This is a genomic window from Aminobacter sp. Piv2-1 (assembly GCF_037625995.1).
In the GTDB taxonomy this organism is placed as follows: domain Bacteria; phylum Pseudomonadota; class Alphaproteobacteria; order Rhizobiales; family Rhizobiaceae; genus Aminobacter.
On record NZ_JARKMU010000005.1, the window covers coordinates 1 to 24,712 of the forward strand.

At 64.2% G+C, this 24,712-nt stretch carries 22 protein-coding genes and 3 tRNA genes; 11 read left to right on the forward strand and 14 right to left on the reverse strand.

The window, feature by feature from the left end:
• From AmiPiv_RS10270 to AmiPiv_RS10280, 3 genes are all read right to left on the reverse strand, one after another.
• Nucleotides 1-580 (reverse strand): GTP-binding protein (locus tag AmiPiv_RS10270; protein WP_340037322.1); only part of this gene is annotated, 580 nt, incomplete at its 3' end.
• A gap of 197 nt (nucleotides 581-777) precedes the next feature.
• Nucleotides 778-851, reverse strand: a tRNA-Gly gene (locus AmiPiv_RS10275).
• A 28-nt stretch (nucleotides 852-879) separates the two neighbouring features.
• Nucleotides 880-964, reverse strand: a tRNA-Tyr gene (locus tag AmiPiv_RS10280).
• 198 nt (nucleotides 965-1,162) lie between these two features.
• Here AmiPiv_RS10280 and rlmB point away from each other — a divergent pair.
• Nucleotides 1,163-2,011 carry a 23S rRNA (guanosine(2251)-2'-O)-methyltransferase RlmB gene (gene rlmB / locus AmiPiv_RS10285; protein ID WP_340037323.1) on the forward strand — a complete coding sequence of 283 codons (849 nt, stop codon included), beginning with the start codon at nucleotides 1,163-1,165 and terminating at the stop codon, nucleotides 2,009-2,011.
• A gap of 129 nt (nucleotides 2,012-2,140) precedes the next feature.
• Nucleotides 2,141-3,013 carry a F510_1955 family glycosylhydrolase gene (locus tag AmiPiv_RS10290; protein WP_340037324.1) on the forward strand — a complete coding sequence of 291 codons (873 nt, stop codon included), beginning with the start codon at nucleotides 2,141-2,143 and terminating at the stop codon, nucleotides 3,011-3,013.
• 112 nt (nucleotides 3,014-3,125) lie between these two features.
• On the opposite strand, the gene AmiPiv_RS10295 is transcribed toward AmiPiv_RS10290, so the two are convergent.
• The 3 genes from AmiPiv_RS10295 to gcl are packed head-to-tail and all read right to left on the reverse strand — an operon-like array spanning nucleotide 3,126 to nucleotide 6,660.
• Nucleotides 3,126-4,043, reverse strand: a complete 918-nt coding sequence (locus AmiPiv_RS10295; RefSeq protein WP_340037326.1) for a 2-hydroxy-3-oxopropionate reductase — start codon at nucleotides 4,041-4,043, stop codon at nucleotides 3,126-3,128.
• 22 nt (nucleotides 4,044-4,065) lie between these two features.
• Complete coding sequence (gene hyi, locus AmiPiv_RS10300; RefSeq protein ID WP_340037327.1) at nucleotides 4,066-4,863, reverse strand: hydroxypyruvate isomerase; 798 nt, start codon at nucleotides 4,861-4,863, stop codon at nucleotides 4,066-4,068.
• A gap of 15 nt (nucleotides 4,864-4,878) precedes the next feature.
• On the reverse strand, nucleotides 4,879-6,660 hold the full coding sequence (gene gcl, locus AmiPiv_RS10305) for a glyoxylate carboligase (RefSeq protein ID WP_340037328.1): 1,782 nt from the start codon (nucleotides 6,658-6,660) through the stop codon (nucleotides 4,879-4,881).
• 207 nt (nucleotides 6,661-6,867) lie between these two features.
• Between gcl and bhcR the strand changes: the two genes are divergently transcribed.
• Nucleotides 6,868-7,704: an HTH-type transcriptional regulator BhcR gene (bhcR, locus tag AmiPiv_RS10310; protein ID WP_340037330.1), complete on the forward strand. Its 837-nt coding sequence runs from the start codon at nucleotides 6,868-6,870 to the stop codon at nucleotides 7,702-7,704.
• A gap of 53 nt (nucleotides 7,705-7,757) precedes the next feature.
• Here bhcR and AmiPiv_RS10315 read toward each other — a convergent pair whose 3' ends face one another.
• Nucleotides 7,758-8,075 carry a BA14K family protein gene (locus AmiPiv_RS10315; RefSeq protein ID WP_340037331.1) on the reverse strand — a complete coding sequence of 106 codons (318 nt, stop codon included), beginning with the start codon at nucleotides 8,073-8,075 and terminating at the stop codon, nucleotides 7,758-7,760.
• A gap of 202 nt (nucleotides 8,076-8,277) precedes the next feature.
• Here AmiPiv_RS10315 and AmiPiv_RS10320 point away from each other — a divergent pair, with 202 nt between their 5' ends.
• Together AmiPiv_RS10320 and AmiPiv_RS10325 are read left to right on the forward strand one after the other, a co-directional pair.
• Entirely contained in the window at nucleotides 8,278-8,766 is a 489-nt protein-coding gene (locus AmiPiv_RS10320; RefSeq protein WP_340037332.1) for a YbaK/EbsC family protein, read from the forward strand.
• 38 nt (nucleotides 8,767-8,804) lie between these two features.
• Nucleotides 8,805-9,779: a glycosyl transferase family 90 gene (locus AmiPiv_RS10325; protein ID WP_340037333.1), complete on the forward strand. Its 975-nt coding sequence runs from the start codon at nucleotides 8,805-8,807 to the stop codon at nucleotides 9,777-9,779.
• A gap of 46 nt (nucleotides 9,780-9,825) precedes the next feature.
• Here AmiPiv_RS10325 and AmiPiv_RS10330 read toward each other — a convergent pair.
• Nucleotides 9,826-9,901 (reverse strand) — tRNA-Thr (locus tag AmiPiv_RS10330).
• 154 nt (nucleotides 9,902-10,055) lie between these two features.
• Between AmiPiv_RS10330 and AmiPiv_RS10335 the strand changes: the two genes are divergently transcribed.
• The 4 genes from AmiPiv_RS10335 to AmiPiv_RS10350 all read left to right on the forward strand — a co-directional run bounded on the left by AmiPiv_RS10335 (nucleotide 10,056) and on the right by AmiPiv_RS10350 (nucleotide 13,342).
• Complete coding sequence (locus tag AmiPiv_RS10335) at nucleotides 10,056-10,223, forward strand: hypothetical protein (RefSeq protein WP_340037334.1); 168 nt, start codon at nucleotides 10,056-10,058, stop codon at nucleotides 10,221-10,223.
• A gap of 137 nt (nucleotides 10,224-10,360) precedes the next feature.
• On the forward strand, nucleotides 10,361-10,777 hold the full coding sequence (locus tag AmiPiv_RS10340; protein WP_340037335.1) for a hypothetical protein: 417 nt from the start codon (nucleotides 10,361-10,363) through the stop codon (nucleotides 10,775-10,777).
• Nucleotides 10,778-10,861: 84 nt separating this feature from the next.
• Nucleotides 10,862-11,635 carry an NAD kinase gene (locus AmiPiv_RS10345; RefSeq protein ID WP_340037336.1) on the forward strand — a complete coding sequence of 258 codons (774 nt, stop codon included), beginning with the start codon at nucleotides 10,862-10,864 and terminating at the stop codon, nucleotides 11,633-11,635.
• A gap of 168 nt (nucleotides 11,636-11,803) precedes the next feature.
• Nucleotides 11,804-13,342, forward strand: a complete 1,539-nt coding sequence (locus AmiPiv_RS10350) for a DEAD/DEAH box helicase (protein WP_340037337.1) — start codon at nucleotides 11,804-11,806, stop codon at nucleotides 13,340-13,342.
• A 70-nt stretch (nucleotides 13,343-13,412) separates the two neighbouring features.
• Here AmiPiv_RS10350 and AmiPiv_RS10355 read toward each other — a convergent pair whose 3' ends face one another.
• From AmiPiv_RS10355 to AmiPiv_RS10380, 6 genes are all read right to left on the reverse strand, one after another.
• On the reverse strand, nucleotides 13,413-14,060 hold the full coding sequence (locus tag AmiPiv_RS10355; protein WP_340037338.1) for an OmpA family protein: 648 nt from the start codon (nucleotides 14,058-14,060) through the stop codon (nucleotides 13,413-13,415).
• 226 nt (nucleotides 14,061-14,286) lie between these two features.
• Complete coding sequence (locus tag AmiPiv_RS10360) at nucleotides 14,287-14,625, reverse strand: hypothetical protein (RefSeq protein ID WP_340037339.1); 339 nt, start codon at nucleotides 14,623-14,625, stop codon at nucleotides 14,287-14,289.
• A 135-nt stretch (nucleotides 14,626-14,760) separates the two neighbouring features.
• A protein-coding gene (prfB, locus tag AmiPiv_RS10365; protein ID WP_340037340.1) for a peptide chain release factor 2 occupies nucleotides 14,761-15,892 on the reverse strand; the annotation gives its coding sequence in 2 pieces (ribosomal slippage) (nucleotides 14,761-15,825 and nucleotides 15,827-15,892; 1,131 coding nt in all).
• 143 nt (nucleotides 15,893-16,035) lie between these two features.
• Complete coding sequence (locus AmiPiv_RS10370; protein WP_340037341.1) at nucleotides 16,036-16,506, reverse strand: VOC family protein; 471 nt, start codon at nucleotides 16,504-16,506, stop codon at nucleotides 16,036-16,038.
• Nucleotides 16,507-16,748: 242 nt separating this feature from the next.
• Nucleotides 16,749-19,202: a penicillin-binding protein 1A gene (locus AmiPiv_RS10375; protein ID WP_340037342.1), complete on the reverse strand. Its 2,454-nt coding sequence runs from the start codon at nucleotides 19,200-19,202 to the stop codon at nucleotides 16,749-16,751.
• A 216-nt stretch (nucleotides 19,203-19,418) separates the two neighbouring features.
• Nucleotides 19,419-20,678, reverse strand: a complete 1,260-nt coding sequence (locus tag AmiPiv_RS10380; protein WP_340037725.1) for an N-acetylmuramoyl-L-alanine amidase — start codon at nucleotides 20,676-20,678, stop codon at nucleotides 19,419-19,421.
• A 621-nt stretch (nucleotides 20,679-21,299) separates the two neighbouring features.
• On the opposite strand from AmiPiv_RS10380, the gene AmiPiv_RS10385 reads away from it, so the two are divergent.
• A complete protein-coding gene (locus AmiPiv_RS10385) occupies nucleotides 21,300-24,098 on the forward strand; it encodes an Rne/Rng family ribonuclease (RefSeq protein ID WP_340037343.1) in 2,799 nt (932 codons plus the stop codon).
• A 157-nt stretch (nucleotides 24,099-24,255) separates the two neighbouring features.
• Complete coding sequence (locus AmiPiv_RS10390; RefSeq protein ID WP_340037344.1) at nucleotides 24,256-24,690, forward strand: MucR family transcriptional regulator; 435 nt, start codon at nucleotides 24,256-24,258, stop codon at nucleotides 24,688-24,690.
• Nucleotides 24,691-24,712 lie beyond the last annotated feature (22 nt).

Sequence of the window (24,712 nt, forward strand, 5' to 3'; positions counted from 1 at the left end):
CGACGGCAGCCATCAGCTCGCGCACCGCGTCTTCGCCGATCTTCTTGTCCGAGTCGTTGAGCGCGGCAACGGCCGAACCCTTGATCATCGGAATGTCGTCGCCGGGGAACTCGTACTTCGACAAAAGCTCGCGAACCTCGAGCTCGACCAGCTCGAGCAGCTCGGCGTCGTCGACCAGGTCGACCTTGTTGAGGAACACCACCAGCGCCGGAACGCCGACCTGGCGGGCGAGCAGGATGTGCTCGCGGGTCTGCGGCATCGGGCCGTCGGCGGCCGAAACCACCAGGATCGCGCCGTCCATCTGGGCAGCGCCGGTGATCATGTTCTTGACGTAGTCGGCGTGGCCGGGGCAGTCGACGTGCGCATAGTGACGGGCAGCCGTCTCGTATTCGACGTGCGCCGTCGAGATCGTGATGCCGCGCGCCTTCTCTTCGGGTGCCGCGTCGATCTGGTCGTAGGCCTTGAACTCGCCGAAATACTTCGTGATCGCCGCCGTCAGCGACGTCTTGCCGTGGTCGACGTGACCAATCGTGCCAATGTTCACATGAGGCTTCGTACGCTCGAATTTACCTTTTGCCATTGTCTCTTTCCTTGGGCATCGGGACCTTGGTTCCGGTCGGATGCGGGGCGATTAGCGAGAATGCCCGAAAAAGACAAGCGCCTTTTGGCCTGGCGGGTCATCCAGGAGCCAAAAGCGGCGGTGCTCTTTCAGTGCAGGATGCACATATAGGGACAAGCGGATGTAATTGAAAGGCATCCCGGGCCAGAGCGGACGCCTGGAGCGGGTAGCGGGAATCGAACCCGCGTATTCAGCTTGGAAGGCTGCTGCTCTACCATTGAGCTATACCCGCGTCACAATCATGGCTCTCGGGCCGGCAGTGGTGGAGAGGGTTGGATTCGAACCAACGTAGGCAAAGCCAACGGATTTACAGTCCGTCCCCTTTAACCACTCGGGCACCTCTCCAACTGCAGCCGGAGCCATGCAACGAGGCATTCACCGATCCCGGTTCCGGGCGAAGCACCCTGCCCCGAAATCTGCGTGGGCCTTATGGCGACAAGGATTTGGCCTGTCAACCGCGCAGCTGGCGTTTTCACGCACAATATTCGGAGCACCGGCTAACGGGCCGTATCCAAAGCCCTGCACGCCCGCTATAGCGTGCCTATGACCGATACGAAAAAGCCCGGAACACCGAAAGACAGCCACTACGCCAAGCTGCGGCGCACCTTTCGCGACCAGAAGGCAGGCGGCGCGCCGGCCTTCCGGCCGAAGCGCCACGTAGCGCCGGGCGAACACGCCGAGGACGGCCTGGTGCGGCTCTACGGGTTGCACACGGTGTGCGCAGCGCTCGACAATCCGCGCCGCAAGATCAGCAGGATGCTGGTCACGCGCAATGCCGCCGAAAGGCTAGAGATCGCCGACCTCGCAGCCCTGCCCTTCGCGACCGAGCTGGTCGAGCCCAAGGACATCGACAAGATCACCGGCTCGGAAGCCGTGCACCAGGGCGTGCTGGTCGAGGCCGAGCCGCTGAAGCCCAAGGCCCTGTCGGCGCTAGGCGATTCGCCGCTGGTGCTGGTGCTCGACCAGGTGACCGACCCGCACAATGTCGGCGCCATCATGCGCTCGGCGGTCGCCTTCGGCGCCGGCGCGCTGATCACGACGTCGCGCCACAGCCCGCACGAGACCGGCGTGCTCGCCAAGTCTGCCTCGGGCGCGCTCGAACACATCGACCTGATCGAGGTGCGCAACCTCGCCGAGGCGCTCGGCGAGTTGCACGAGGCCGGGTTCCAGACCATCGGCCTCGATTCGGAAGGGCCGGCGGAGCTCGAGAAGACCTTTGCCTCGAAGAAGGTGGCGCTGGTGCTCGGCGCGGAAGGCAAGGGCCTGCGCCAGAAGACGCGCGAGACGGTCACCTCCCTCGCCCGCCTCGACATGCCCGGCGCCATCCGCTCGCTCAACGTATCGAACGCGGCGGCGGTTTCGCTCTACGCGGCTCGCCTCTGGCTGCGCTGACGGTCGCAGCCAAACTGCCTCAGTCGTCGCCGCTCCCGCGGCGAACCGACACAAGGAGACGTCTCCGCGCGCCTTGACCTTCCGCCCGCTGGAAGCGGTAGTCTCGCACGCCGTAAAGGAGATTTCTTCATGGCGCATCGCCCCACCATCGTCACCCTGCTTTCCGGCCTTCTGGCACTCGGCGCGGCCATGCCGGCCCTGGCCCAGAGCGCCAGCGTCGCCGATCTTGCCGGAAGCACGCATATCCACGGCCTGTCGTTCGACCGCGCCGATCCGTCGCGCGTGCTGGTCGCGACGCACCACGGGCTGATGCGGGCGGCGCCCGACGGCACCGTCACGCCGGTCTCGGACCTCCAGGACGACTTCATGGGCTTCAGCCCGCATCCGACCGATGCCACGGTGCTCTTCGCCAGCGGCCATCCACGGACCGGCGGCAATCTCGGCTTCATCAAGTCGACGGATTCGGGCAAGACATGGACCCAGATTTCGCCCGGCGCCGAGGGGCCGGTGGATTTCCACCAGCTCGCCGTCAGCCCGACGGACGCCAATGTCTTCTACGGGTCCTATGGCAACGTGCAGACGAGCCGCGACGGCGGCGCGACGTGGACGGTGACCGGTGCCGCACCGGGCGGCCTGATCGATCTCGCCATCTCGCCCACAGACCCCGAGACGGTCTACGCCGGGACCGAAGCCGGCCTCATGGTCAGCCGCGACGGCGCCAAGAGCTGGCAGGCGCTGATCTCCGACGTTCCGGTGACGACCGTGGACCTGACTACCGACGGCACGATCTACGCCTTTGCGCCGGGGCGTGGCGTGCTGCGCGCGACGGAGGCGGCTCCGAACTTCGAAACGATCGGGCAAGGCCCCGACGCCGCGGGCTACATTCTCCACCTCGCCGCCGACCACAAGAACAAGGACCGCCTCGTCGCCATCACCGGCGGAAAGGCCATAGTCGTCAGCGCTGATGCTGGTGCGAGCTGGAAGGCGCTCGGCAAGGATTGACGCGCCGCAAGCGGCAAACGCTGAACGGGCTCCTGCGGCGCCGCAAGAGCCCGTTCTTCGATAGTGATGAGAAAGCCGCGGTGTTGGGAACTTGCACCGCGCCCTTCCCTGCCTATGCCGCTTCGTTCTTGGCAGTCTCGGCCGAGCCGCCGACCTCGAAATTGGCCATGCGCTCGAGTGCGCGCACCAAGGCCGAATGGTCCTCCTTGGCCCCGCCGTTCGCCGCGCAGGAATTGAACAGTTCCTGCGTCATCGAGGTATTGGGCAGCGAGACGCCGAGCGCCTTGGCGCCCTGCAGCGCGAGGTTGAGGTCCTTCTGGTGCAGCTCGATGCGGAAGCCCGGAGCGAAGGTGCGCTTGACCATGCGCTCGCCATGCACCTCGAGGATGCGCGAGGCCGCGAGCCCGCCCATCAGGGCCTGGCGCACCTTGGCCGGATCGGCTCCCGCCTTGGAAGCGAAGACCAGCGCCTCGGCGACCGCCTCGATGGTGAGCGCCACGACGATCTGGTTGGCGACCTTGGTCGTCTGGCCGACGCCGTTGGGACCGACGAGCGTGATGTTCTTGCCCATCTTCTCGAACACCGGCAGGGCGCGCTCGAAGGCCTTCTCCGTGCCGCCCACCATGATGGTGAGCGACGCGGCCTTGGCGCCGACCTCGCCACCGGAGACCGGCGCGTCGAGATAGTCGCAGCCGAGCTCGTTGATCTTCCTCGCAAACTCCTTGGTCTCGATCGGCGAGATCGAGCTCATGTCGATGACGAGCTTGCCCTTGGACAGCCCGGCCGCGATGCTGTCTTCGCCGAACAGCACGTCCGCCACCTGCGGCGTGTCGGGAACCATGGTGATGACGATGTCCGCAACTTCGGCGAGCGGGCCATGTCCGGTCACCTTCTTCAGGCCCTTGGCGACCAGCGCTTCGGGCAATGCGCCGCGGTGGTCGCTGGCATAGACCTCATAGCCGGCATCCAAGAGATGCCCCGCCATCGGGGCGCCCATGATGCCAAGGCCGACGAATCCGATCTTTTCCATTTTCTTGTCCTTCAAATCTCGTTCAGGCCGCAGCGCTGCCCTCGCGGGCAAAGCCGGAGAACCATCCCAGCCCTTCGACGGTGCCAGCCTTGGGCTTGTATTCGGCACCGACCCAGCCGGCGTAACCGATGCGGTCGAGGTGCGCGTAGAGGAACGGGTAGTTGATCTCGCCGGTCCCCGGCTCGTGGCGGCCGGGATTGTCGGCCAGCTGGATGTGGGCGATGCGGGAAAGGTTGGCCTCGATGGTGCGGGCGAGATCGCCCTCCATGACCTGCATGTGATAGATGTCGTACTGCAGGTAGAGATTGTCCGAGCCGACCTTTTCGATGATCGCGAGCGCCTGCTTGGTGTTGGTCAGGAAGAAGCCCGGGATGTCGCGCGTGTTGATCGGCTCGATCAGCAAGCGGATGCCCGCGGCCTTCAGCTTCTCGGCGGCGAAGCGCAGGTTCTCGACGAAGACGTTTTCGAGCGCCTCGCGATCGACACCCGCCGGAGCGATGCCGGCAAGGCAGTTCACCTGCGTGCAGCCAAGGGCCTGCGCGTAGGCGATCGCCTTGTCGACACCCTGGCGGAACTCGTGGATACGATCAGGCAGCACGGCGATGCCGCGCTCGCCGGCCGCCCAGTCGCCGGGCGGCAGGTTGAACAGCGCCTGGGTCAGGCCGTTCTTCTTGAGCCGCGCGGCCACGACGTCGGGCGCGTGGTCGTAAGGGGCGATGTATTCGACCGCGGCAAAGCCGGCGCGCGCCGCCGCATCGAAGCGGTCGAGGAAGTCGTGCTCACCGAAGAGCATCGACAGATTGGCTGAAAACTTGGGCATCTTTCTTCCCTCAAATCAGTCGAGCAGCATGATCGCGGTGGGCGCGTCGGCGTTGGTCTCGGCAAGTTCCTCGAACTCGACGACGTTGTCGATCTCGACGCCCATGGAGATGTTGGTGACGCGTTCGAGAATGAACTCGAGGACGACAGGCACCTGGTGCTCCTTCATGAGTTGCTTGGCCTGCTTGAAGGCCGCGGCGAACTCCTCGGGCTTGCGAACACGGACCGCCTTGCAGCCCATGGCCTCGGCAACCGCGACGTGGTCGACACCATATCCTGCTTCTGGATCGCCCGAGCGGTTGATGTTTTCGAACGACAGGCTGACCTCGAAATCCATGGTGAAGCCGCGCTGCGCCTGGCGGATCAGGCCGAGATAGGCGTTGTTCACGACGACGTGGATATAGGGCAGCTTGTGCTGGGCGCCGACGGCCAGTTCCTCGATCATGAACTGGAAGTCATAGTCGCCCGACAGCGCGACGATGTCGCGCTCAGGATCGGCGGCGCGAACACCGAGAGCTGCCGGCAGCGTCCAGCCGAGCGGGCCGGCCTGGCCGCAATTGATCCAGTTGCGCGGCTTGTAGACATGCAGGAACTGCGCGCCGGCGATCTGCGACAGGCCGATGGTGGTGACATAGGTGGTGTCGCGGCCGAAAGCCTTGTTCATCTCCTCGTAGACGCGCTGCGGCTTGAGCGGCACCTGCTCGAAATGCGTCTTGCGCTTCATCGTCTTCTTGCGGTCCTGGCACTCCTTGGCCCAGCCGGACCAGTCGCGCAGCTTGCCGGCCGTCTTCCACTCGGTGGCGACGTCGAGCAGGATCTTCAACGCGGCACCGGCATCCGACGTCACACCCAGATCGGGCGCAAAGACACGGCCGATCTGGGTCGGCTCGATGTCGATGTGGATGAACTTGCGTCCGGCCGTGTATTTGTCGACCGAACCGGTGTGGCGGTTGGCCCAGCGGTTGCCAATGCCCAGAACGAAATCCGATGCCAGCATCGTCGCATTGCCGTAACGGTGCGAGGTCTGCAGGCCGCACATGCCGGCCATCAGGCGATGGTCGTCGGGGATCGAGCCCCAGCCCATCAGCGTCGGGATGACCGGGACGCCAGTGATCTCGGCGAACTCGATCAGCAGATCCGACGCGTCGGCATTGATGATGCCACCACCGGCGACGATCAGCGGCTTCTCCGCTTCGTTGAGCATCGACAGCGCCTTTTCGGCCTGCGCGCGCGTCATCGCCGGCTTGTGGACCGCAAGCGGCTCGTAAGCGTCGATGTCAAACTCGATCTCGGCCAGCTGAACGTCGACAGGCAGATCGACCAGAACCGGGCCCGGACGGCCCGAACGCATCAGGTAAAAGGCCTTCTGCAGCGCCATCGGAACCAGATACGGCTCCATGACGGTGACCGCCCACTTGGTAACCGGTCCAGCGATCGCTGCGATGTCGACGGCCTGGAAATCCTCCTTGTTCAGCCGGGCGCGCGGCGCCTGGCCGGTGATGCAGAGGATCGGGATCGAGTCGGCAGAAGCCGAGTAGAGGCCGGTGATCATGTCGGTACCTGCCGGTCCCGACGTACCGATGCAGAGGCCGATGTTGCCGGCCTTGGTGCGGGTGTAACCCTCGGCCATGTGGGATGCGCCCTCGACGTGACGGGCAAGCACATGGCGGATGGAACCGCGCGCCTTGAGCGCGGAATAAAGCGGATTGATCGCCGCACCCGGAACGCCGAAGGCACAGGAAATGCCTTCCTTCTCCAGAACGAGGACTGCTGCGTCGACTGCGCGCATCCTGGCCATTTTTGCACACCTCCATCGGTCGTGAAATTTCAACGTGACCGGATGGTGTCACCGCATCGCCTATTTTGCAATTTTTTCAGAATATTTTTTCATTTTTCTGGTTTGGGTTCTATATATTGATTTTCCTACGCTTTTCATTTTTCGTTGCGCCATTTCCATTTTTGATGGAAAAGTTTTTTAGAGCATTGCCGTGACTGGAGAGCGAATATGGCAACCGTCGAAAAGCGTCAGCGCGGCAGACCGCGTGCATTCCAGCCCTCGCCAGATGCCGGTTCAGTGCAGTCGCTCGACAGGGCACTGCGGATCCTCGCCATCGTCGCACAAGGCGACGGGCTGTCCCTCAGCGAAATCTCGGCTGCTTCCGAACTCGCCGCCTCGACCGCCTATCGCATGCTCACGACCTTGCAGAACCACGGCATGGTCGAGTTCGACAGCAGCGAGCAACTCTGGTCCATCGGCGTCGAGACCTACCGAATGGGCTCTGCCTTCCTGCGCCGGCGCAAGCTGGTCGACCGGGCCCGCATAGTCATGCAGGAACTCATGGAGAAGACCGGGGAAACGGCAAATCTCGGCGTTGCCGAAGACGATTGCGTCGTGTTCGTGAGCCAGGTCGAGACGCACCAGGCGATCAGGGCCTTCTTCCGGCCCGGCACGCGCAGCCCCTTCCACGCCTCGGGCATCGGCAAGGCCGTTCTCGCCCATCTCGACCGCGATCGCGTCAATGCCATCGTGCGCAAGGCCGGACTTGCCGCCTATACGGAGAGGACGCTGTCGGAAGCGGCCGCCCTCGCCCGTGACCTCGAGCAGATCCGGGCACGCGGCTGGTCGGTGGATGACGAGGAACGCTATCCCGGCATGCGCTGCGTGGCGGCTCCCGTGTTCAACGAGTTCGGCGAGCCGATCGGCGGCGTCTCGGTCTCCGGTCCCACGGTTCGGGTGACGCCGGAAAAGGTGCGGGAGATCGGCCCGCTCGTGCGCCAGGCTGCCACCGAGCTGACCCGCATGATCGGCGGCCAGGACGAAAGCCAGCAGGCGGCGGGCTGAAATGGCACTGGGAGGAGTTGCGTGAACTCCTCCCATCGCGTGGCCTCGTTTGCCTAGAGGCGGCAGTAGCGAAGCCTGCCGTCGTAACCGACATAGGTGTCGGTGCGCGGATCGTAGCTGCGATAGCGTGCAAAGCAGCGCTGGACGTGCGAGTCGTACGGATCGGCCGGGTAGTAGGCATCGTAGTAGGGCCCCGACGGCCGGCTTCCGGCGATCATGGCTCCGGCGATGAAGCCGCCGACGCCCGCGAGGGCCGCGGCCTCCGCCTTGGTCAGGCTGCCGGCGGACGACTGCTGGACGGTGCCGGCCAGGCCGGTGATCGTGACAGTGGCGGCGATAAGACCCGAAATCATCTTGCTCTTGAACGACATGATGCTCTCCTCTGGTTGATCTGAAAGGCGATCCATTCGCCTCATGCCGATCGGTCGCCGGCACTGGAGAAAAGGTTCATGTGCCAAGCAAAATTCCTGCAACGCCCGGCATCGTGGGCAACTGTCGGCCGCCTCGCTTGACTCCACGCGGTCAACATCGGAAGTCAGGGACAATTCACGCAGGTGCCGAGACAGGAAGATCATGAGCCTTCAGTCCGTCAAAGCCTTCTTCGCCGAACGCGCGCCCGAAATCGAAGTCGTCGAAACGCCGACGAGCTCGGCGACGGTCGCGCTGGCTGCCGAAGCACATGGCGTCGAGACCGGCCAGATCGCCAAGACCATCTGCCTGCGCGTGGGCGACAGGGTCCTGCTCGTCGTCGCGGGAGGAAACGCCCGGATCGACAACCGCAAATGCCGTGAGGCCTTCGGCGGCAAGGCGCGCATGCTCGAGGCCGACCAGGTGGTGGAACTCACCAGCCACCCGGTCGGCGGCGTCTGCCCATTCGGCCTGCCCTCGCCGCTGCCCGTGTACTGCGACGCGTCGCTGCGCGCCTACGACGAAGTGGTTCCGGCCGCGGGCGCAACCAATGCCGCCGTCAGGATCGGCGTGGAACACTTGGCCAGGCTCGTCGGCGCCGAATGGTGCGACGTCTGCCAGGACGCTTCAACCAGGACCGAGGCGGCGGAATAGTGTCCGGGCATCCGAGCGGCAAGACGACTGGATCATCGATGTCGGCCATCAAGCGAGCGGTACAGCGTGTCCACTACTATGCGCACAACGTTGCGCGCGATATCGCACCGCAAGCCCTGTTCCGGCGGAACCTGCAACGCGTGCTGGAGGGTATCGACCGCCACGGAGCCGATGGGATCGCGGAGCGATTGAACTACTACAACAAGATGTCGCGCCTCTATCGGACGCCGGCCGAAGGCTCGACCATTGCCGGCATCCCCCGGGCCAAGAGCAGGTATTATTACGACCTCAAGGAGCATGCCCGGTACTTCCCGCGCCACTTGCGGATCGAGCACCTCTTTGGGGACATCGTCCACGTTCCCGACCAACCTTCGATCGTCAAAAGCCGGCCCATCTCGGACGCCAACGAAAATTCCGTGGTGATGAAGCTGAACAAGTTCCGGCACTATCAGCTTTTTGACGATGGGACCGACTTCGACCACAAGAAGCCGATGGCCGTGTGGAGAGGCGGCGGGCGAAACCCGAAACGCGTCGCGCTTGTCCAGCGCTACCACAACCACCCCCTCTGCGACATCGGCCGGACAACGCGGAAAGTCGTCGACCACACGAACAAGCCTTTCCAGTCGCCCGCCGAACAGCTGAAGTACCGCTACATCATCTCGATCGAAGGCAACGACGTGGCCACCAACCTCAAGTGGATCATGGCGAGCCAATCGCTGTGCTTGATGCCGCTGTCGGTCTACGAGACCTGGTTCATGGAAGGCCGCCTCGTCGCCGGGCTGCACTTTGTCCAGTTGCGCGACGATTTCGCCGATCTCGAGGACAAGATCATGCACTACGAGAAGCATCCGGCGGAGGCGCGCGAGATCATCCGCAACGCGAACGCCTATGTGGCGCAGTTCGCCGACGCGCCACGCGAAAAACTTCTGTCGCTGCTGGTGCTCTACAAATACTTCGCGCTGACGGGCCAGATCGACCCCGATCCCCGGATTGCCGCCCTCTGGAACGGGTGATCGGCACGGACACGGCGGGAGGCGAGGAAATTAACTCGGCGGGAAATGGTGCCCCCGGCAGGGATCGAACCCGCGACCTTCGGTTTACAAAACCGCTGCTCTACCAGCTGAGCTACAAGGGCAACGCGCTCCGGTTAGCATATTTCGCGGCGCAGTAAAGGACATTTCGCGGCGGCGATGACCATTCGCCGGCGCAGCCATGCCAGCCACTAAAACCAGACGCCACCGGTTCCTACATCATCTCCTTGAACGGGTGTGGCTCGGCGGGAGGCAGGCATGATCAGATTCGTGATCCTAGCCGTGGTGGCAATCGTCGCCTGGCTGCTCCTGCTCAAGCTGTACCGGCAGGTTCGGCGGGCGCGAATCGACTGGACCGGGATCGGCATCATCGCAGGCTTCATTGCGCTTGCCTTCTATCTGCGGCACCTGTTCGGAACAGGATGACAAAGATAGCCCCGGACCGCCGCGCGGTTTGGTGGTAATATTAGCAACCACACGCTGGACTTGCATACCTTGGCCGTCTAGCCCTTGCGAGACTAGTTGCCTCGACTGCGAGGCGCCAGCAAGCAAGCGGAGAGAACATGCTGAGGCACTGTGTGATTGCGTCATTCGTCGTTGTTGCCGCAGCGACGGCAGCCAACGCCCAGACCTGCGAGAAGAACTTCAAGGTCAGCGGCGTACCGCTGGTGACTGCCGTGAGCTACAAGAGCTCGCAGTCGTTTGCCAAGCTAAAGCCCGACGTCGCCCTGAAACGCCTGGCCCAGGCCGTGGCGGCCGAAGGATTTTCCGGCATCAAGGTGAATAAGGAACTCGGGGCGATCGACGCCTATCAGGACACCTCTGGCAGCGGTCGCCTGCAGACGCTGCGCGTGGTTGCCCGGAGCCAGGGCGGCGGCACGGTGGTCAATGCCGTGTTCAACATCCAGCCGGGCCAGGTGACCACCAAGGATGTGGTGCGCAACGGCATGTGCGGCATCATCCGCGCAGCCGGCGGCTGAAGCCCCGGCGGGCCTTTGCTTCACGTCGAGGCACATGCTACGCCGTTGCCGGCGGCCGCCATCTGGACCGCCGGCAGGAAAGTTATGGACGCCAAGTCGCTGACATTCTCGTTCGCATCGTCGGGCACACCCGAGGCCGACGGCGCGGCCAAACGGCTGAGCAGGCGCTACGGCCAAATTCCCACCGAGGACGCCGACATCGTCGTGGCGCTCGGCGGCGACGGCTTCCTGCTGCAGACGCTGCGCGAGACCATGAGCACGGGCAAGCGCGTCTATGGCATGAACCGCGGCACCGTCGGCTTCCTGATGAACGAATACTCCGAGGACTCCCTCCCCGAGCGCCTGGCAGCGGCGGTGGCCGAGACCATTCGGCCGCTTGAGATGGAGACCGTGGACGACACCGGCGCCACGATGCGGGCGCTCGCCATCAACGAGGTCTCGCTGCTCCGCCAATCCTACCAGGCCGCCCGCCTGCGCATCACGGTCGACGACAAGGTGCGGCTCGAGGAATTGATCTGCGACGGCGTGATGGTGGCAACCCCGGCCGGATCGACCGCCTATAATCTCTCGGCGCATGGCCCGATTCTGCCGCTCGACGCCCCGCTGCTCGCCCTCACCCCCGTCAGCCCGTTCCGCCCGCGTCGCTGGCGCGGCGCGCTGCTGCCCAAGACCGCAGTGGTTCGCTTCGACATACTCGAGGAACGGAAGCGGCCCGTGAACGCGGTGGCCGACCATACCGAGGTGAAGTCGGTGGTCTCGGTCAAGGTGCAGGAATCCATGAACCACACGGCAACATTGCTGTTCGATGCGGGTCATTCGTGGAGCGAACGCATCCTGGCCGAGCAGTTCAGGTATTGAGATAATCGCAGTGCCAACAAGTAGATGGCTGCAACTGCGCGCCATTGTGCCAGTTTGAGTTGACAAATCGCATACTTACGCCTATCGCGTTGCGGCATATCGCAGGCGGTTTGCGCCTGTCGCGGCGAAACTGCCGCGCCCATGAACGAGCAAAGACAGCCAACAAACTTGTCCGAAGACACTCAGACCGCTCCAGAAGCGTTGACCTTCGCAGACCTCGGCCTCTCGCCGAAGGTTCTTTCTGCAGTTTCCGACGCGGGCTATACGCAGCCTACGCCGATCCAGGCGGGCGCCATCCCTCATGCGCTGCAGGGCAAGGATGTCCTCGGCATCGCCCAGACCGGCACCGGCAAGACGGCCTCCTTCGTGCTGCCGATGCTGACGCGCCTCGAAAAGGGCCGCGCCCGCGCGCGCATGCCGCGCACGCTGATCCTCGAACCGACGCGCGAACTCGCAGCGCAGGTCGAAGAGAACTTCGTCAAATACGGCAAGAACCACCGCCTCAACATCGCTCTCCTGATCGGCGGCGTGTCCTTCGACGAGCAGGAAAAGAAGCTCGAGCGTGGCGCCGACGTGCTGATCGCGACGCCCGGCCGGCTGCTCGACCATTTCGAGCGGGGCAAGCTCCTGCTCACCGGCGTCGAGATCCTTGTCATCGACGAAGCCGACCGCATGCTCGACATGGGCTTCATCCCCGACATCGAGCGCATCTGCAAGCTGATCCCGTTCACCCGCCAGACGCTGTTCTTCTCGGCGACCATGCCGCCGGAAATCACCAAGCTCACCGAGCAGTTCCTGCACGCGCCGGTGCGCGTCGAGGTGGCGAAGGCGGCCACGACGGCGTCGACCGTGACCCAGCGGCTTGCCAAGTCCGGGCCGAAGCCCTGGGACAAGCGCGAGACGCTGCGCCGCCTGATCCGCGCCGAGGGCGACGAGATCAAGAACGCGATCATCTTCTGCAACCGCAAGGTCGACGTTTCCGAGCTGTTCCGCTCACTGGTCAAGCACGACTTCAATGCCGGCGCGCTGCATGGCGACATGGACCAGCGCGCGCGCATGGCCATGCTGTCCAATTTCCGCGATGGCAAATTGCAGCTGCTGGTGGCGTCCGACGTCGCCGCACGCGGTCTCGACATCCCCGATGTCAGCCACGTCTTCAACTACGACGTACCGATCCATGCGGAGGACTACGTCCACCGCATCGGCCGCACGGGCCGCGCCGGACGGTCGGGCAAGTCGTTCACCATTACCACCCGCTCCGACACCAAACATCTCGACGCGATCGAAAGGCTGATTGGCCAGAAGATCGAATGGCACGACGGCGACCTGTCGACGGTGGTTGTCAGCGAAAGCGACGACGAGGCACCGCGCCATGGCCGCAGCCAGTCTCGCCGCGGCGGCAAGGAACGCCATGGCCGCGACCGCGATCGCAAGCCTCATCGCGAGGAAGCGCCTGCCCTGCAGGCTGCCGAGGTCGAGCCGGTCGCCAACAATGTCGTTTCCGATATCGACGAGCGCCGGGCGCGCAAGGATGCGATCCGGAACGGCAATGCCGAACGCAAGACGCGCCCCGACCACGAGGACAGGCCGCGGCGGGACGACCGCAGCCGCCGAGGCAATCGCAATCGCGAAGACGAGGAAGACGATCGCATCGTCGGCTTCGGCGACGACCTGCCGGCCTTCATGCTGATCGCGACCAACGTCTGAAAAAGCTCGCTTCAAAAAAAACGGCCCCGAAATTCGGGGCCGTTTCTTTTTTTCAGGATGCGTGCGCCGCTCAGGTGAGCGGCGACAGCTGGATCTCCACGCGACGATTCTGGGCGCGGCCTTCCGGGGTGCCGTTCGAAGCGATCGGCCGCGTTTCGCCGAAGCCGGTAACGGCAAAGCGACGCGAATCGACGTTCTGGGCGCTGAGATAGTTCGCCACCGAAAGCGCGCGGCGCTGCGACAGGTCGAAATTGTAGTTGTCGTCGCCCGTAGAATCGGTGTGGCCGAACACGTCGACGGTCGTCTGGTTGAACTTCTTCAGCACCAGCGCCACCGAGTTCAGGGTCGGATAGAAGTTCGCCTTGACCGCGTCCTGGTCGGTGTTGAAGGTGATGTTCGACGGCATGTTCAGGATGATCTGGTCGCCGGCGCGCGTGACGCTGACGCCGGTACCCTGAAGCTGGGCGCGCAGTTCGGACTCCTGCCGGTCCATGTAGCCGCCGGCAAGACCGCCCGCGAGGGCGCCGACACCAGCCCCGATCAGGGCATTGCGGCGATCGTTGCCGCCGGCGAGCAGGCCGAGGCCGGCGCCAGCGAGCGCTCCGATGCCGGCGCCGGCAGCGGCATTCGAGACCTTCTGCTGGCCCGTATAGGGATCGGTCGTGCAGGCGGCGACAAGCATGCTGCCGACCAGCACGCACAAGACAGTCTTCTTCATGGAAAAATCCCTCTCCGTATTCGCGAGCGCACCGCGCATCGCCCAAAGCCCTGTTCGGCCTTGTAGCATGAAATACGGCGAAAAACGGAACGGCGGAGGCTTGAAGCCGCGCAATCTCACAGTTTCACGCCTTCGAACGACTGTAAGGTTGAACCTTGATCTGGCGCCTTTCCCGGCCGACACTTCGATATTCTCGACAGCGCAGGCATAGTGCGCGCAAATCGGATCAAAACGACCTCGGCGGCACGAACAGGCAAATGGTGCGCGTATCGTCGGCGCCCGCCACCGAGCACCAGTGAAATTCGCCGTCCGGAGAATCGTGGATGCGCGGGTCCCCGTAGCCCACCACCTCACCGGTTCTTTCGATGACATAGCCCTGGGGCCGCTCGCCGATCTCCTTCTTGGGTACCTCGCGGCAGTCGTAGCCGGAACAGCAGGCAAAGGGATAGGTCCACCCCTGGGGCGCGTCGTGCGCGAGCACGGGAGAACGGTCGATCAACAGGAAGACAACCGCGGCTGCGGCAGACGCGCAGCGCGCACGCGGCAAGCGTTTTCTCGGGCGCATGACAAGTGTCCCTCGAGATCACCTCCCAAGCGAATCCTGCGCCCGTCTGGTTAACGGAATCTTGCCGCGAATGTTCCCGGCGTCCGATGCCCGGCCATGCCGCAACGCGGAAGGCCGGGCCTGGATGTGCGAAGATCAGTCGATATCGGCAACAGCCTGACCCACCCCGCCCTCGATGCGGTTGGCGAGCGAGGCTTCCATGAACTCGTCGAGATCGCCGTCGAGCACGTCGGAAGGGCTGGTGCTTTCGACGCCGGTACGCAGATCCTTCACCAGCTGGTAGGGCTGCAGCACGTAGGACCGGATCTGGTGGCCCCAGCCGATGTCGGTCTTGGCTGCCGCCTCGGCATTGGCCGCGGCCTCGCGCTTCTCGAGTTCCTGCTCGTACAGGCGGGATCGCAGCATCTCCCAGGCCTTGGCCCGGTTCTGGTGCTGAGAGCGGCCTGCCTGGCACGCCACCGCGATGCCGGTCGGGATGTGCGTGATGCGCACCGCCGAGTCGGTGGTGTTGACGTGCTGGCCACCGGCGCCCGACGAACGGTAGGTATCGATGCGGACTTCCGACTCGGGAATGTCGATCTGGATCGTGTCGTCGATGACCGGATAGACCCAGGCGCTGGAGAACGAGGTGTGCCGCCGGGCGTTTGAATCGTAAGGCGAAATCCGCACCAGGCGGTGCACGCCGGATTCGGTCTTCAGCCAGCCATAGGCATTGTGGCCCTTGATCATCAGGGTTGCGGACTTGATTCCCGCTTCTTCGCCGTCGTGCATTTCCAGCACCTCGACCTTGAAGCCGCGGCGCTCGGCCCAGCGCGTGTACATGCGCAACAGCATGTTCGCCCAGTCCTGGCTTTCGGTGCCGCCGGCGCCCGCATGGACTTCGAGATAGGTGTCGTTGCTGTCGGCTTCGCCAGACAGCATGGTCTCGATCTGGCGCTCGCGCACCTCGCCAGCCATGGTCTTGATGGCCGCCTCGGCGTCGCCGATGATGCTCTGGTCGCCCTCGGCCTCGCCCATTTCGATGAGTTCGAGATTGTCGGACAGTGCCTGTTCGAGCCGCTTGACGCCGTTGACGCCGTCATCCAGCGACTGACGCTCGCGCATCAGCTTCTGCGCTTCCTGCGGGTCGTTCCAGAGGCTGGGATCCTCTGCCCGCATGTTCAGGTAATCAAGCCGCTTTAGCGCCTGATCCCAGTCAAAGATGCCTCCTCAGCAGGCTTATGGCCTGCCTGATTTCGTCGACGATGTTCTGCGTTTCCGCGCGCATGATATCTTGCTTCTTCTTGCTGGGTTCGGCCCCGGAAGGCCTATTGAATCGGCGCGGACCATAGGGATGAGGCCGCCGCCTGTAAAGCAAAATGGGCAGGCTGCCGCGGCGCCTGCCCATTGCATCGGCGGCTCTCGTCGAGGCTAGCCGGCGGCGGCAGCCTCGAGCTTGGCAACCTCGATCCTGGTCATCTGCAACATCGCCTGCATGACGCGGCCGGCCTTGGCACCATCGGGGTCGCTCAGCAGGCGCGGCAGCGCCTCGGGCACGATCTGCCAGGACAGGCCGAACTTGTCCTTCAGCCATCCGCACTGGCCCGGCTGTCCGCCCTCCGACAGCGAGTACCAATAGTGATCGACTTCGGCCTGATCCCTGCAGTCGACGACCATCGAGATCGCTTCCGTGAACGTGAACATGGGGCCGCCATTGAGCGCGGTGAAGCGAAGGCCTTCCAGTTCGAACTCCGCCACCATCACGCTGCCTGCCGGTCCTGGCCCGGCGTCGCCATACCGCGTCACCCGCCCGATCTTCGAGTTCTTGAAGATCGAGGTATAGAACTTCATGGCCTCCTCGGCCTGGGTGTCGAACCACAAGAACGGGGTGATCTTCTGCATCATTCTCTCCCTGGTGCTGAATCCGGATGGCAGGCGGCACTTTGTGCCGGCACCTCCTTCAAGACGTTCGAACGACGGTGGCTCCTACATAGGACCGTCCATTTATCGAACGTCCCACATTAGATAACCATCTATCTATATAACCACTCAGGAATTTGCAACCTATGTTCCGCGCAGCGGCGCAAACAAAAAAGCGCGCGGCAAGCCGCGCGCTGATCGTTTCCATGGTGGCCGGCTCGCGGCTAGTAAAGTCCGCCGCCGCCCTCGCTGATGGCCTTGCTGGCCTGCGGCGACAGCGCCTCGCCCGAGCCGTTGCTGCCGTCCTCGCCCATGCCGATGACCCAGTAGCTGTCGGCGGGCCCGGTACCCGGCTTGAACGCCTCGATGATCGTGTCCTGCTGGCCCTCCTGGGCCTGCATGCCGGTCTTGCGGTCGATGGCGACGAGCTTCATGCCCTCGGGAACCACGAAGTCGACCTTCGTCGTCCCTTCGAGAGCGACCGACATGAAGTCCTTGAAGATCGGCGCAGCGATGCCGCCGCCGGTCGATCCCTTGCCGAGCGGCGTCGGCTTGTCGTAGCCCATGTATAGGCCGACCACGAGATTGGGCGTATAGCCAACGAACCAGGCGTCCTTCTCTTCGTTGGTCGTGCCGGTCTTGCCGGCCAGCGGACGGCCCAGTTCGCGCAGCGTCATCGCCGTACCGCGCTGGACCACGCCTTCCATCATCGAGGTAATCTGGTAGGCGGTCATGGGGTCGAGCACCTGTTCGGAATTGTCGATCAGTTCCGGCTCGGGCTGGTTGGCCCATTCGGTGGCAACGCAGCCCTCGCAGCCGCGCTCGTCATGCTTGTAGACGGTCTTGCCGTAGCGGTCCTGGATACGGTCGATCAGCGACGGCTTGATCTGGCGCCCACCGTTGGCCATCACCGAATAGGCCGAGACCATGCGCATCACCGTCGTCTCGCCCGATCCAAGCGACATCGCCAGCACCGGCAGCATCTTGTCGTAGACGCCGAAGCGCTCGGCATATTCGGCAACGGTCTGCATGCCGAGGTCGTTGGCGAGCCGTACCGTCATCAGGTTGCGCGACCGCTCGATGCCGGTGCGTAAGGTCGACGGGCCCGCCGCCTTGCCGTCATAGTTCTTCGGCGTCCAGCTCGTCGTTCCTGTCTGGATGGTGATCGGCCCGTCCATGATGACCGATGCCGGGGTGTAGCCGTTGTCGAGTGCCGCGGCATAGACGAACGGCTTGAAGGCCGATCCAGGCTGGCGCATGGCCTGGGTGGCGCGGTTGAATTCGGACTGCGAGTAGGAGAAGCCGCCGACCATCGCGAGCACGCGCCCGGTGTGGGGGTCCATCGCCACCAGCCCGCCGGAAACCTCCGGCGGCTGGCGCAGCGCGTAGCCGTCGCCCTGCTCGTTCTTCTCCACGAAGATCACGTCGCCCGGCTTGAGCACTTCGGCCGGAGAATTCGCCTTGAGGCGCTTGCCGTCAACGACGTAGCGCATGGCAAAGCTCATGTCTTCTTCCGACACCTTGCCCTTTTCGCGTTCCTTCACCAGCGCGCCCGACACATCCCGCTTGGGCTGCAGGCCGATGTCCAGACCCGTGCCGGAACTGTCGAGCACCACGGCGAGCCGCCACTCGGGCACGTCGTCGAGGCCCTTCACCTCTCCGAGGGCGGCGCCCCAATCGCCGGAAACGTCGATCTTGGTCACCGGCCCGCGGTAGCCGCGCAGGCGATCGTATTTGAGCAGGCCGGTCTGCATCGCCTTGCGGGCGATGAGCTGCAGCTTCGGGTCGAGCGTGGTGCGCACCGACAGGCCGCCCTCATACAGCGCGTCCTGGCCGTAGCGGGCGATCAGCTCGCGGCGAACCTCCTCGGTGAAATACTCGCCGGCGAACAGATAGGTGCCGTTGCGGCGCGGCGTGACGCCCAGCGGTGTCGCCTTGGCCTTCTCGCCCTCGTCGCGCGACACGTAGCCGTTGGCGACCATCTGGTCGATCACCCAGTTGCGGCGCTCGATGGCACGGTCGGTGTATTTGAACGGCTGATAGTTGGACGGCCCCTTGGGCAGGGCCGCGAGATAGGCGGCCTCGGCCACGGTCAGCTCGTTGACCGACTTGTCGAAATAGGTCAGCGCAGCGCCGGCGATGCCGTAGGCGCCCAGGCCGAAGAAGATCTCGTTGACATAGAGCTCGAGGATCCGGTCCTTCGAATAGGCCTGCTCGATGCGGAAGGCCAGGATCATCTCCTTGATCTTGCGCTCGTAGGTCTGGTCGGAGCTGAGCAGGAAATTCTTGGCGACCTGCTGGGTGATCGTCGAGGCACCCACCTGGCGGCGGCCGGAGCCGACGTTCTGGAAATTGGTGAAGACCGCCCGCATCAGGCCGGTCACGTCGATGCCGGGATGGTTGTAGAAATTCTTGTCCTCTGCGGAGAGGAACGCTGCCTTGACCCGGTCGGGCACGGCCTGGATTGGCAGATAGAGCCGGCGCTCGCGGGCGAACTCGCCCATCAGCGCACCGTCGGAGGCGTGGATGCGCGTCGTCACCGGCGGCTCGTATTTGGCCAGCACCTCGTAGTCGGGCAGCTCCTTGGTGAGCTGGCCGATATAGATCGCCACGCCTGCCGCGACGATCAGCGCAAGCGCCGTGCCGATGCCGAAGAAATAGCCGATGAGACGAATCATGCCCGCTCCAGTACAAGGTTCGGGGATTCCCTAAACCAACCCGCTGTTGCCGCAAGCTGCAGGAACCGTCCCGATCCGCAATCGGTCACCCTTGTCGCGCTGTTGTGGGCAAAATACGGCAACATTCCAAGTCAGGCAAAGATTTCGACCGCGGCAACCTTGCCGGGCACCGACGGTGACACCCCGGCAACGCCAAGTATCAGCCGTCGGGCCAGATCAGCCGCCGGCCGCACGCCGGTCGGCAAAGAAGGCAGCAACCGCCTTGGATATGCTCGCGGCCGCCTTCTCGCGCCAGTCGGAGCTGCGCAACTGCTCTTCGTCCTTGGCATTCGAAAGATAGCCGAGTTCGACCAGCACCGAGGGAACGTCGGGAGCCTTGAGCACCCGGAACCCGGCCGAACGATGCGGATTGTTGATCATTCCGACCGTCGGCGAGAGTTCCGATACCAGAGACCGGGCGAAACGCATCGAAAAGCCATGAGTCTCGCGCCGGATCAGATCTACCAGGATATCCGAGACTTCGGGGTTCTCGTCCGCCGCCGGGATGCCGGCGAGCTGGTCAGAGAGGTTTTCGCGGTCGGCAAGCGCCTGCGCCTCCGCATCCGACGCCTTATCGGAGACGGTATAGACGGTTGCGCCGCGCACCCCCTTCAGCCTGATCGTGTCGGCGTGAATGGAAATGAAAAGGTCGGCCCCCTGCTGTCGTGCGATGCGGACGCGGTCGTCCAGCCGCAGGAACTCGTCGCCCTCCCGGGTCAAGCTCACCTTGTACGCCGGGTTGGTCTCCAGAACCGTCCTCAGTTCCATAGCAAAGGCGAGCGTGATCGACTTCTCGACGGTGCCGTTCAGCCCTTCGGCGCCGCCGTCTATGCCGCCGTGGCCAGGATCGATGACGATGGTGAAGGGCTCGTTCTCCTGGCCGGCCGGCTTCTCGATGCGTCCGGTCTTCGCTGTTGTCGTCGTCGAGCCCGTGGTCGCGGACTGGACCGCGAGCGCGGCTTCGAACTCGCGCTCTGACGCGGCTGCGATATCCGCGACAAGGCGGTAACCCTTGCCATCCTCATTGGCGAGCACGTCCACCCGCTCGACGTTGAAGGGCCCCTTGGACGTCACCACCAGCCGCGAGGTCCCCTCGCCCGACGGGCCGTAGCGTACGGCCTTGACCAGACCGCGCGGCTCGAGGTCCTTGGCATCGAGGCTGAGCGTCGCATCGGGCAGATCGACCACGAAGCGATGGGGCGCGCGCAGCAGGAACCACTTCGGCTCCGGCTCGCGATCGAAATTCATGACGATGCGCATGCGCGTGGCATCGCCGGCCATCTTGTAGTCGAGCGCGCTGACCTGGTCGGCCGCACATGCCGGGCGGCATTCGATGCCGACAAAGACCAGGACGAATGTCAGGACGCCCAGAAAGGCGCGCAATGCACGCCAGCCGCCGGCCTGAAAGCTCTTGTCGGTCACTGCCGCAGTACCTATCTGTTTGTTGCCGCTCACGAACGCCGCGGCCGATTTGCTGCGCCCCTTCGATTAACGACTGGTAACCAGAGAAGGTTAACCAAGCCTTTTTTCGGATACGCCACCAGGTTGCAATTTCGGCTTTTGCCGGCGTCGGAAATCGGGGTTGCCATCATCCCCGCCAAATCATAAAAGCGACGTTGGATCACTGCAATCCAGGGCCCGCGCCCCAGCGTCTTCCGCCTGGGAACCCCGCGACGAGCGATGGCCCTGCTGGCAACAGAGATAAGATCTCGGTGATCGCGTCGAATTTCGCAGCCACAGGCCCGTGGCGGGGCCGCAGCTGCGTGAGGAAAACGGCCGGACACTCCACTCCGCGCCGGCTCTGTAAGAGCAAAGTAGCTGGTCCGGTTTTCCGGGCTTAGGTTGAAAACAAGGTTCCGCGAGGTCACGCATTGGTCACAGGCGAAATCATGAGGTCCGCAAAGAACCGCGCCATTCCGGCAGCGGGCGGCACCGCCATGGCGCTTGGGCTGCGGCCGGCGGACGCAAAATTATCCGGCACCACTGTGTCAGCAAACTCACGGCGGCGGGCGCTTTCCCGCAGGCCGCGGCTGACAGTTGCCGGCAGGAAACCAGATAATGCCCAACAAGATGCTGATAGACGCCTCCCACCCGGAGGAAACACGGGTTGTCGTAGTTCGCGGTAACCGCATTGAAGAATTTGATTTCGAATCGCAGGACAAGAAGCAGCTCAAAGGAAACATCTACCTCGCCCGCGTGACGCGGGTCGAACCGTCGCTCCAGGCTGCCTTCGTAGAATATGGCGGGAACCGTCACGGCTTCCTCGCCTTCAGTGAAATTCATCCCGACTACTACCAGATACCCGTCGCCGACCGGCAGGCGCTGCTGCGCGCCGAGGCCGAAGAAGCCGAAGACGAGGACGAGGACGAGGAAGGCGGCGAGGAGCGGCAGGACCGGAACCGTGGCCGCCGCCGGCGTCGGGGCGGAAAAAACCGTGGACGAAGCGGCGACGAGCACAAGTCCGACGATGAAAACGCCGTCTCCGCCAGCGAGGAAGGCGAATCAGCGGCTGCCGAGGATGCAACCGAGGCGCGCAATGACGAAGAGCGCGAGGCCGAACAGCCTTCCGAAGCATCTGATGACGAGGCCGACGGGAACGAGGCCGGCTCCATCGCTGCTGCGATAGAGGCGGACGTCATTTCCGAACGGGCGCCGGAGCCGGCAACCACCGAAAACGAGAACGGCGGCAGCGTCGAGGAGGTTCATTCCGGCCACCACGACGACCACGAGATCGAGTCGGTCGGTGCCGAGGATGCCATCGAGGAAGCCCGCGACCGCCGCAAGCCGGTGCGCCGCCACTACAAGATCCAGGAAGTCATCAAGCGCCGCCAGATCCTGCTGGTGCAGGTGGTCAAGGAAGAGCGCGGCAACAAGGGCGCTGCTCTGACGACCTACCTGTCGCTGGCCGGCCGCTATTCGGTGCTGATGCCGAACACCGCCCGCGGCGGCGGCATCTCGCGCAAGATCACCAACGCTCAGGATCGCAAGCGCCTCAAGGAGGTCGTCGCCGACCTCGAGGTGCCGAAAGGCATGGGCGTCATCCTGCGCACGGCCGGCGAAAGCCGCACCAAGGCCGAGATCAAGCGCGACTACGAATACCTGATGCGCCTGTGGGAGAACGTGCGGTCGCTGACGCTGCAGTCGACCGCGCCCGCCCTCGTCTACGAGGAAGGCAGCCTCATCAAGCGCTCGGTGCGTGACCTCTACAACAAGGAGATCGACGAGATCCTCGTCGCCGGCGAAGACGGCTACCGCGAGGCCAAGGACTTCATGCGCATGCTCATGCCGAGCCATGCCAAGGCGGTTCAGCCCTATCGCGACAACACCCCGATCTTCGCCCGCAACGGCATCGAGGCGCAGCTCGACAAGATGCTGCAGCCGCAGGTGACGCTGAAGTCGGGCGGCTACATCATCATCAACCAGACCGAAGCCTTGGTTTCCATCGACGTCAACTCCGGGCGCTCGACCAAGGAGCATTCGATCGAGGATACCGCGCTCCAGACCAATCTCGAGGCGGCCGAGGAAGTGGCGCGCCAACTCAGGCTGCGCGACCTTGCTGGCCTGATCGTCATCGACTTCATCGACATGGAGGAGAACCGCAACAACCGTGCGGTCGAGAAGAAGCTCAAGGATTGCCTGAAGAACGACCGCGCACGCATCCAGGTCGGCCGGATCTCGCACTTCGGCCTTATGGAGATGTCGCGCCAGCGCATCCGCGCCAGCGTCCTCGAATCGACCATGAAGCCGTGCCCGACCTGCGGCGGCACCGGTCACGTGCGCTCGGATTCGTCCGTGGCGCTGCTCGTGGTCCGCGCGATCGAGGAGTTCCTGCTCAAGGACTCGCGCAATCACATCACCGTCAAGACCCCGTTCGCAACCGCGCTCTATGTGCTGAACCACAAGCGGGCGACGCTGGTCGAACTCGAGCAACGCTTTGGCCTGACCATCACGATCGAGGCGGACGACACGATCGGCGCGCAGCACTACGCCATCTTCCGCGGTGCGATCGCCGAAAAGCCGGCGGCTCCCGCCGTGGCGGTGCAGGCTCCGGCCTATGCCGAGCCGGAGGAGGTTGAGGACGAGATCCCGGTCGAGGAAGAAGAGGTCGCCGAGGCCGAAGCGCAGCCCTCGCGTCAGCAGCCCGCCTCGGGCGGCGACGGCGAGGACAAGCGCGACCGCAAGCGCCGCAAGCGTCGCCGTCGTCGCGGCGGACGCGACCGGGAGCACGCGGAAGGTGCGGCGGCGGTCGCCGAAACCGCGGAGTTTGTCGAGATCGACTCTGAGGCAACCGAGGACGCCGACGACGAGACCGGCTCGGCAGTCCTGGCGGAAGCGCCGGACGCGGCCGAGGACGCTGCCGCCAAGAAGCGCCGGCGCGGCAAGCGCGGCGGCAAGCGCAACCGCAAGGACGGCGAACAGCTGTCCGAGGGCGACGAGGCGCAGGTCGTAGTGGACGATACCGAGACGCCCGCCGCAGGCGCGGCGGAGGAACCTGCAGCCGAGGTCTCGGCCGAACCTGCCCCTCAGGAACCCGTTGTGGAGCTCGTGGCAGAGGCCAAGCCGAAGCGGGCTCGCCGCACGACCAAGGCCAAGAAGGCCGAAGAGGAAGCCGCGGAGGTCGCCTCCGAGGCTGCACCGGCGCCAAAGGCGGAAGAGGCCGATGCCGCGCCCGAGAAGAAGCCTGCAAAGCCCCGCGCGACCCGCCGCAAGGCGGCAGCGGCCACCGAAGCGGCTGTTGTTGTCGCGGAGCCCGCAGCTGCCCCGGCCACACCCGTAGTGACCTCTCTGGGGGAAGCCGAGTCCGGCGAAGCCAAGCCCAAGAAGGCCGGCTGGTGGCAGCGCAAGGGTTTTCTATAAATCTCTAATATAGCAAGAGCCGACCCGCAGATTGCGGGTCGGCTTCATTGTAATTTTAGAATATTTTGCTTGCAGACCTGCGTGCTTTCGACCGATATACGAGGCACTAGATAGATAGACTCATATATTGCCTTGATACTGCCCGAGGTGCTTGCCGATGACGACCGACAACAAGATCGACTTTCTCGGACTGACCGCTCACATCGTCAGCGCCTACGTGGAGAACAACAAGGTTCCGGCATCGGGGCTCCCGGACCTGATCGCCAGCGTGAACAGCTCGATCCAGTCGCTGGGTAAGCCGGCCGAAGAGCCGATCGAGGTGCCCCAGCCTGCGGTCAATCCCAAGCGCTCGATCCATCCAGATTACATCATTTGCCTGGAAGACGGAAAGAAGTTCAAGTCGCTGAAGCGCCACCTCTCGGTCCACTTCGGCCTCACGCCTGAAGAATACCGCGCGAAGTGGGGCCTGCCCGCGGACTATCCGATGGTCGCTCCGAACTACGCCGCCGCTCGCTCCGAACTCGCCCGCACGCTGGGCCTCGGCAGGAAGCAGGCCGCTCCCGTCAAGCGCGGTCGCGCCAAGAAGGCGTGATCCCGACGCTGCTGCCCCAAAA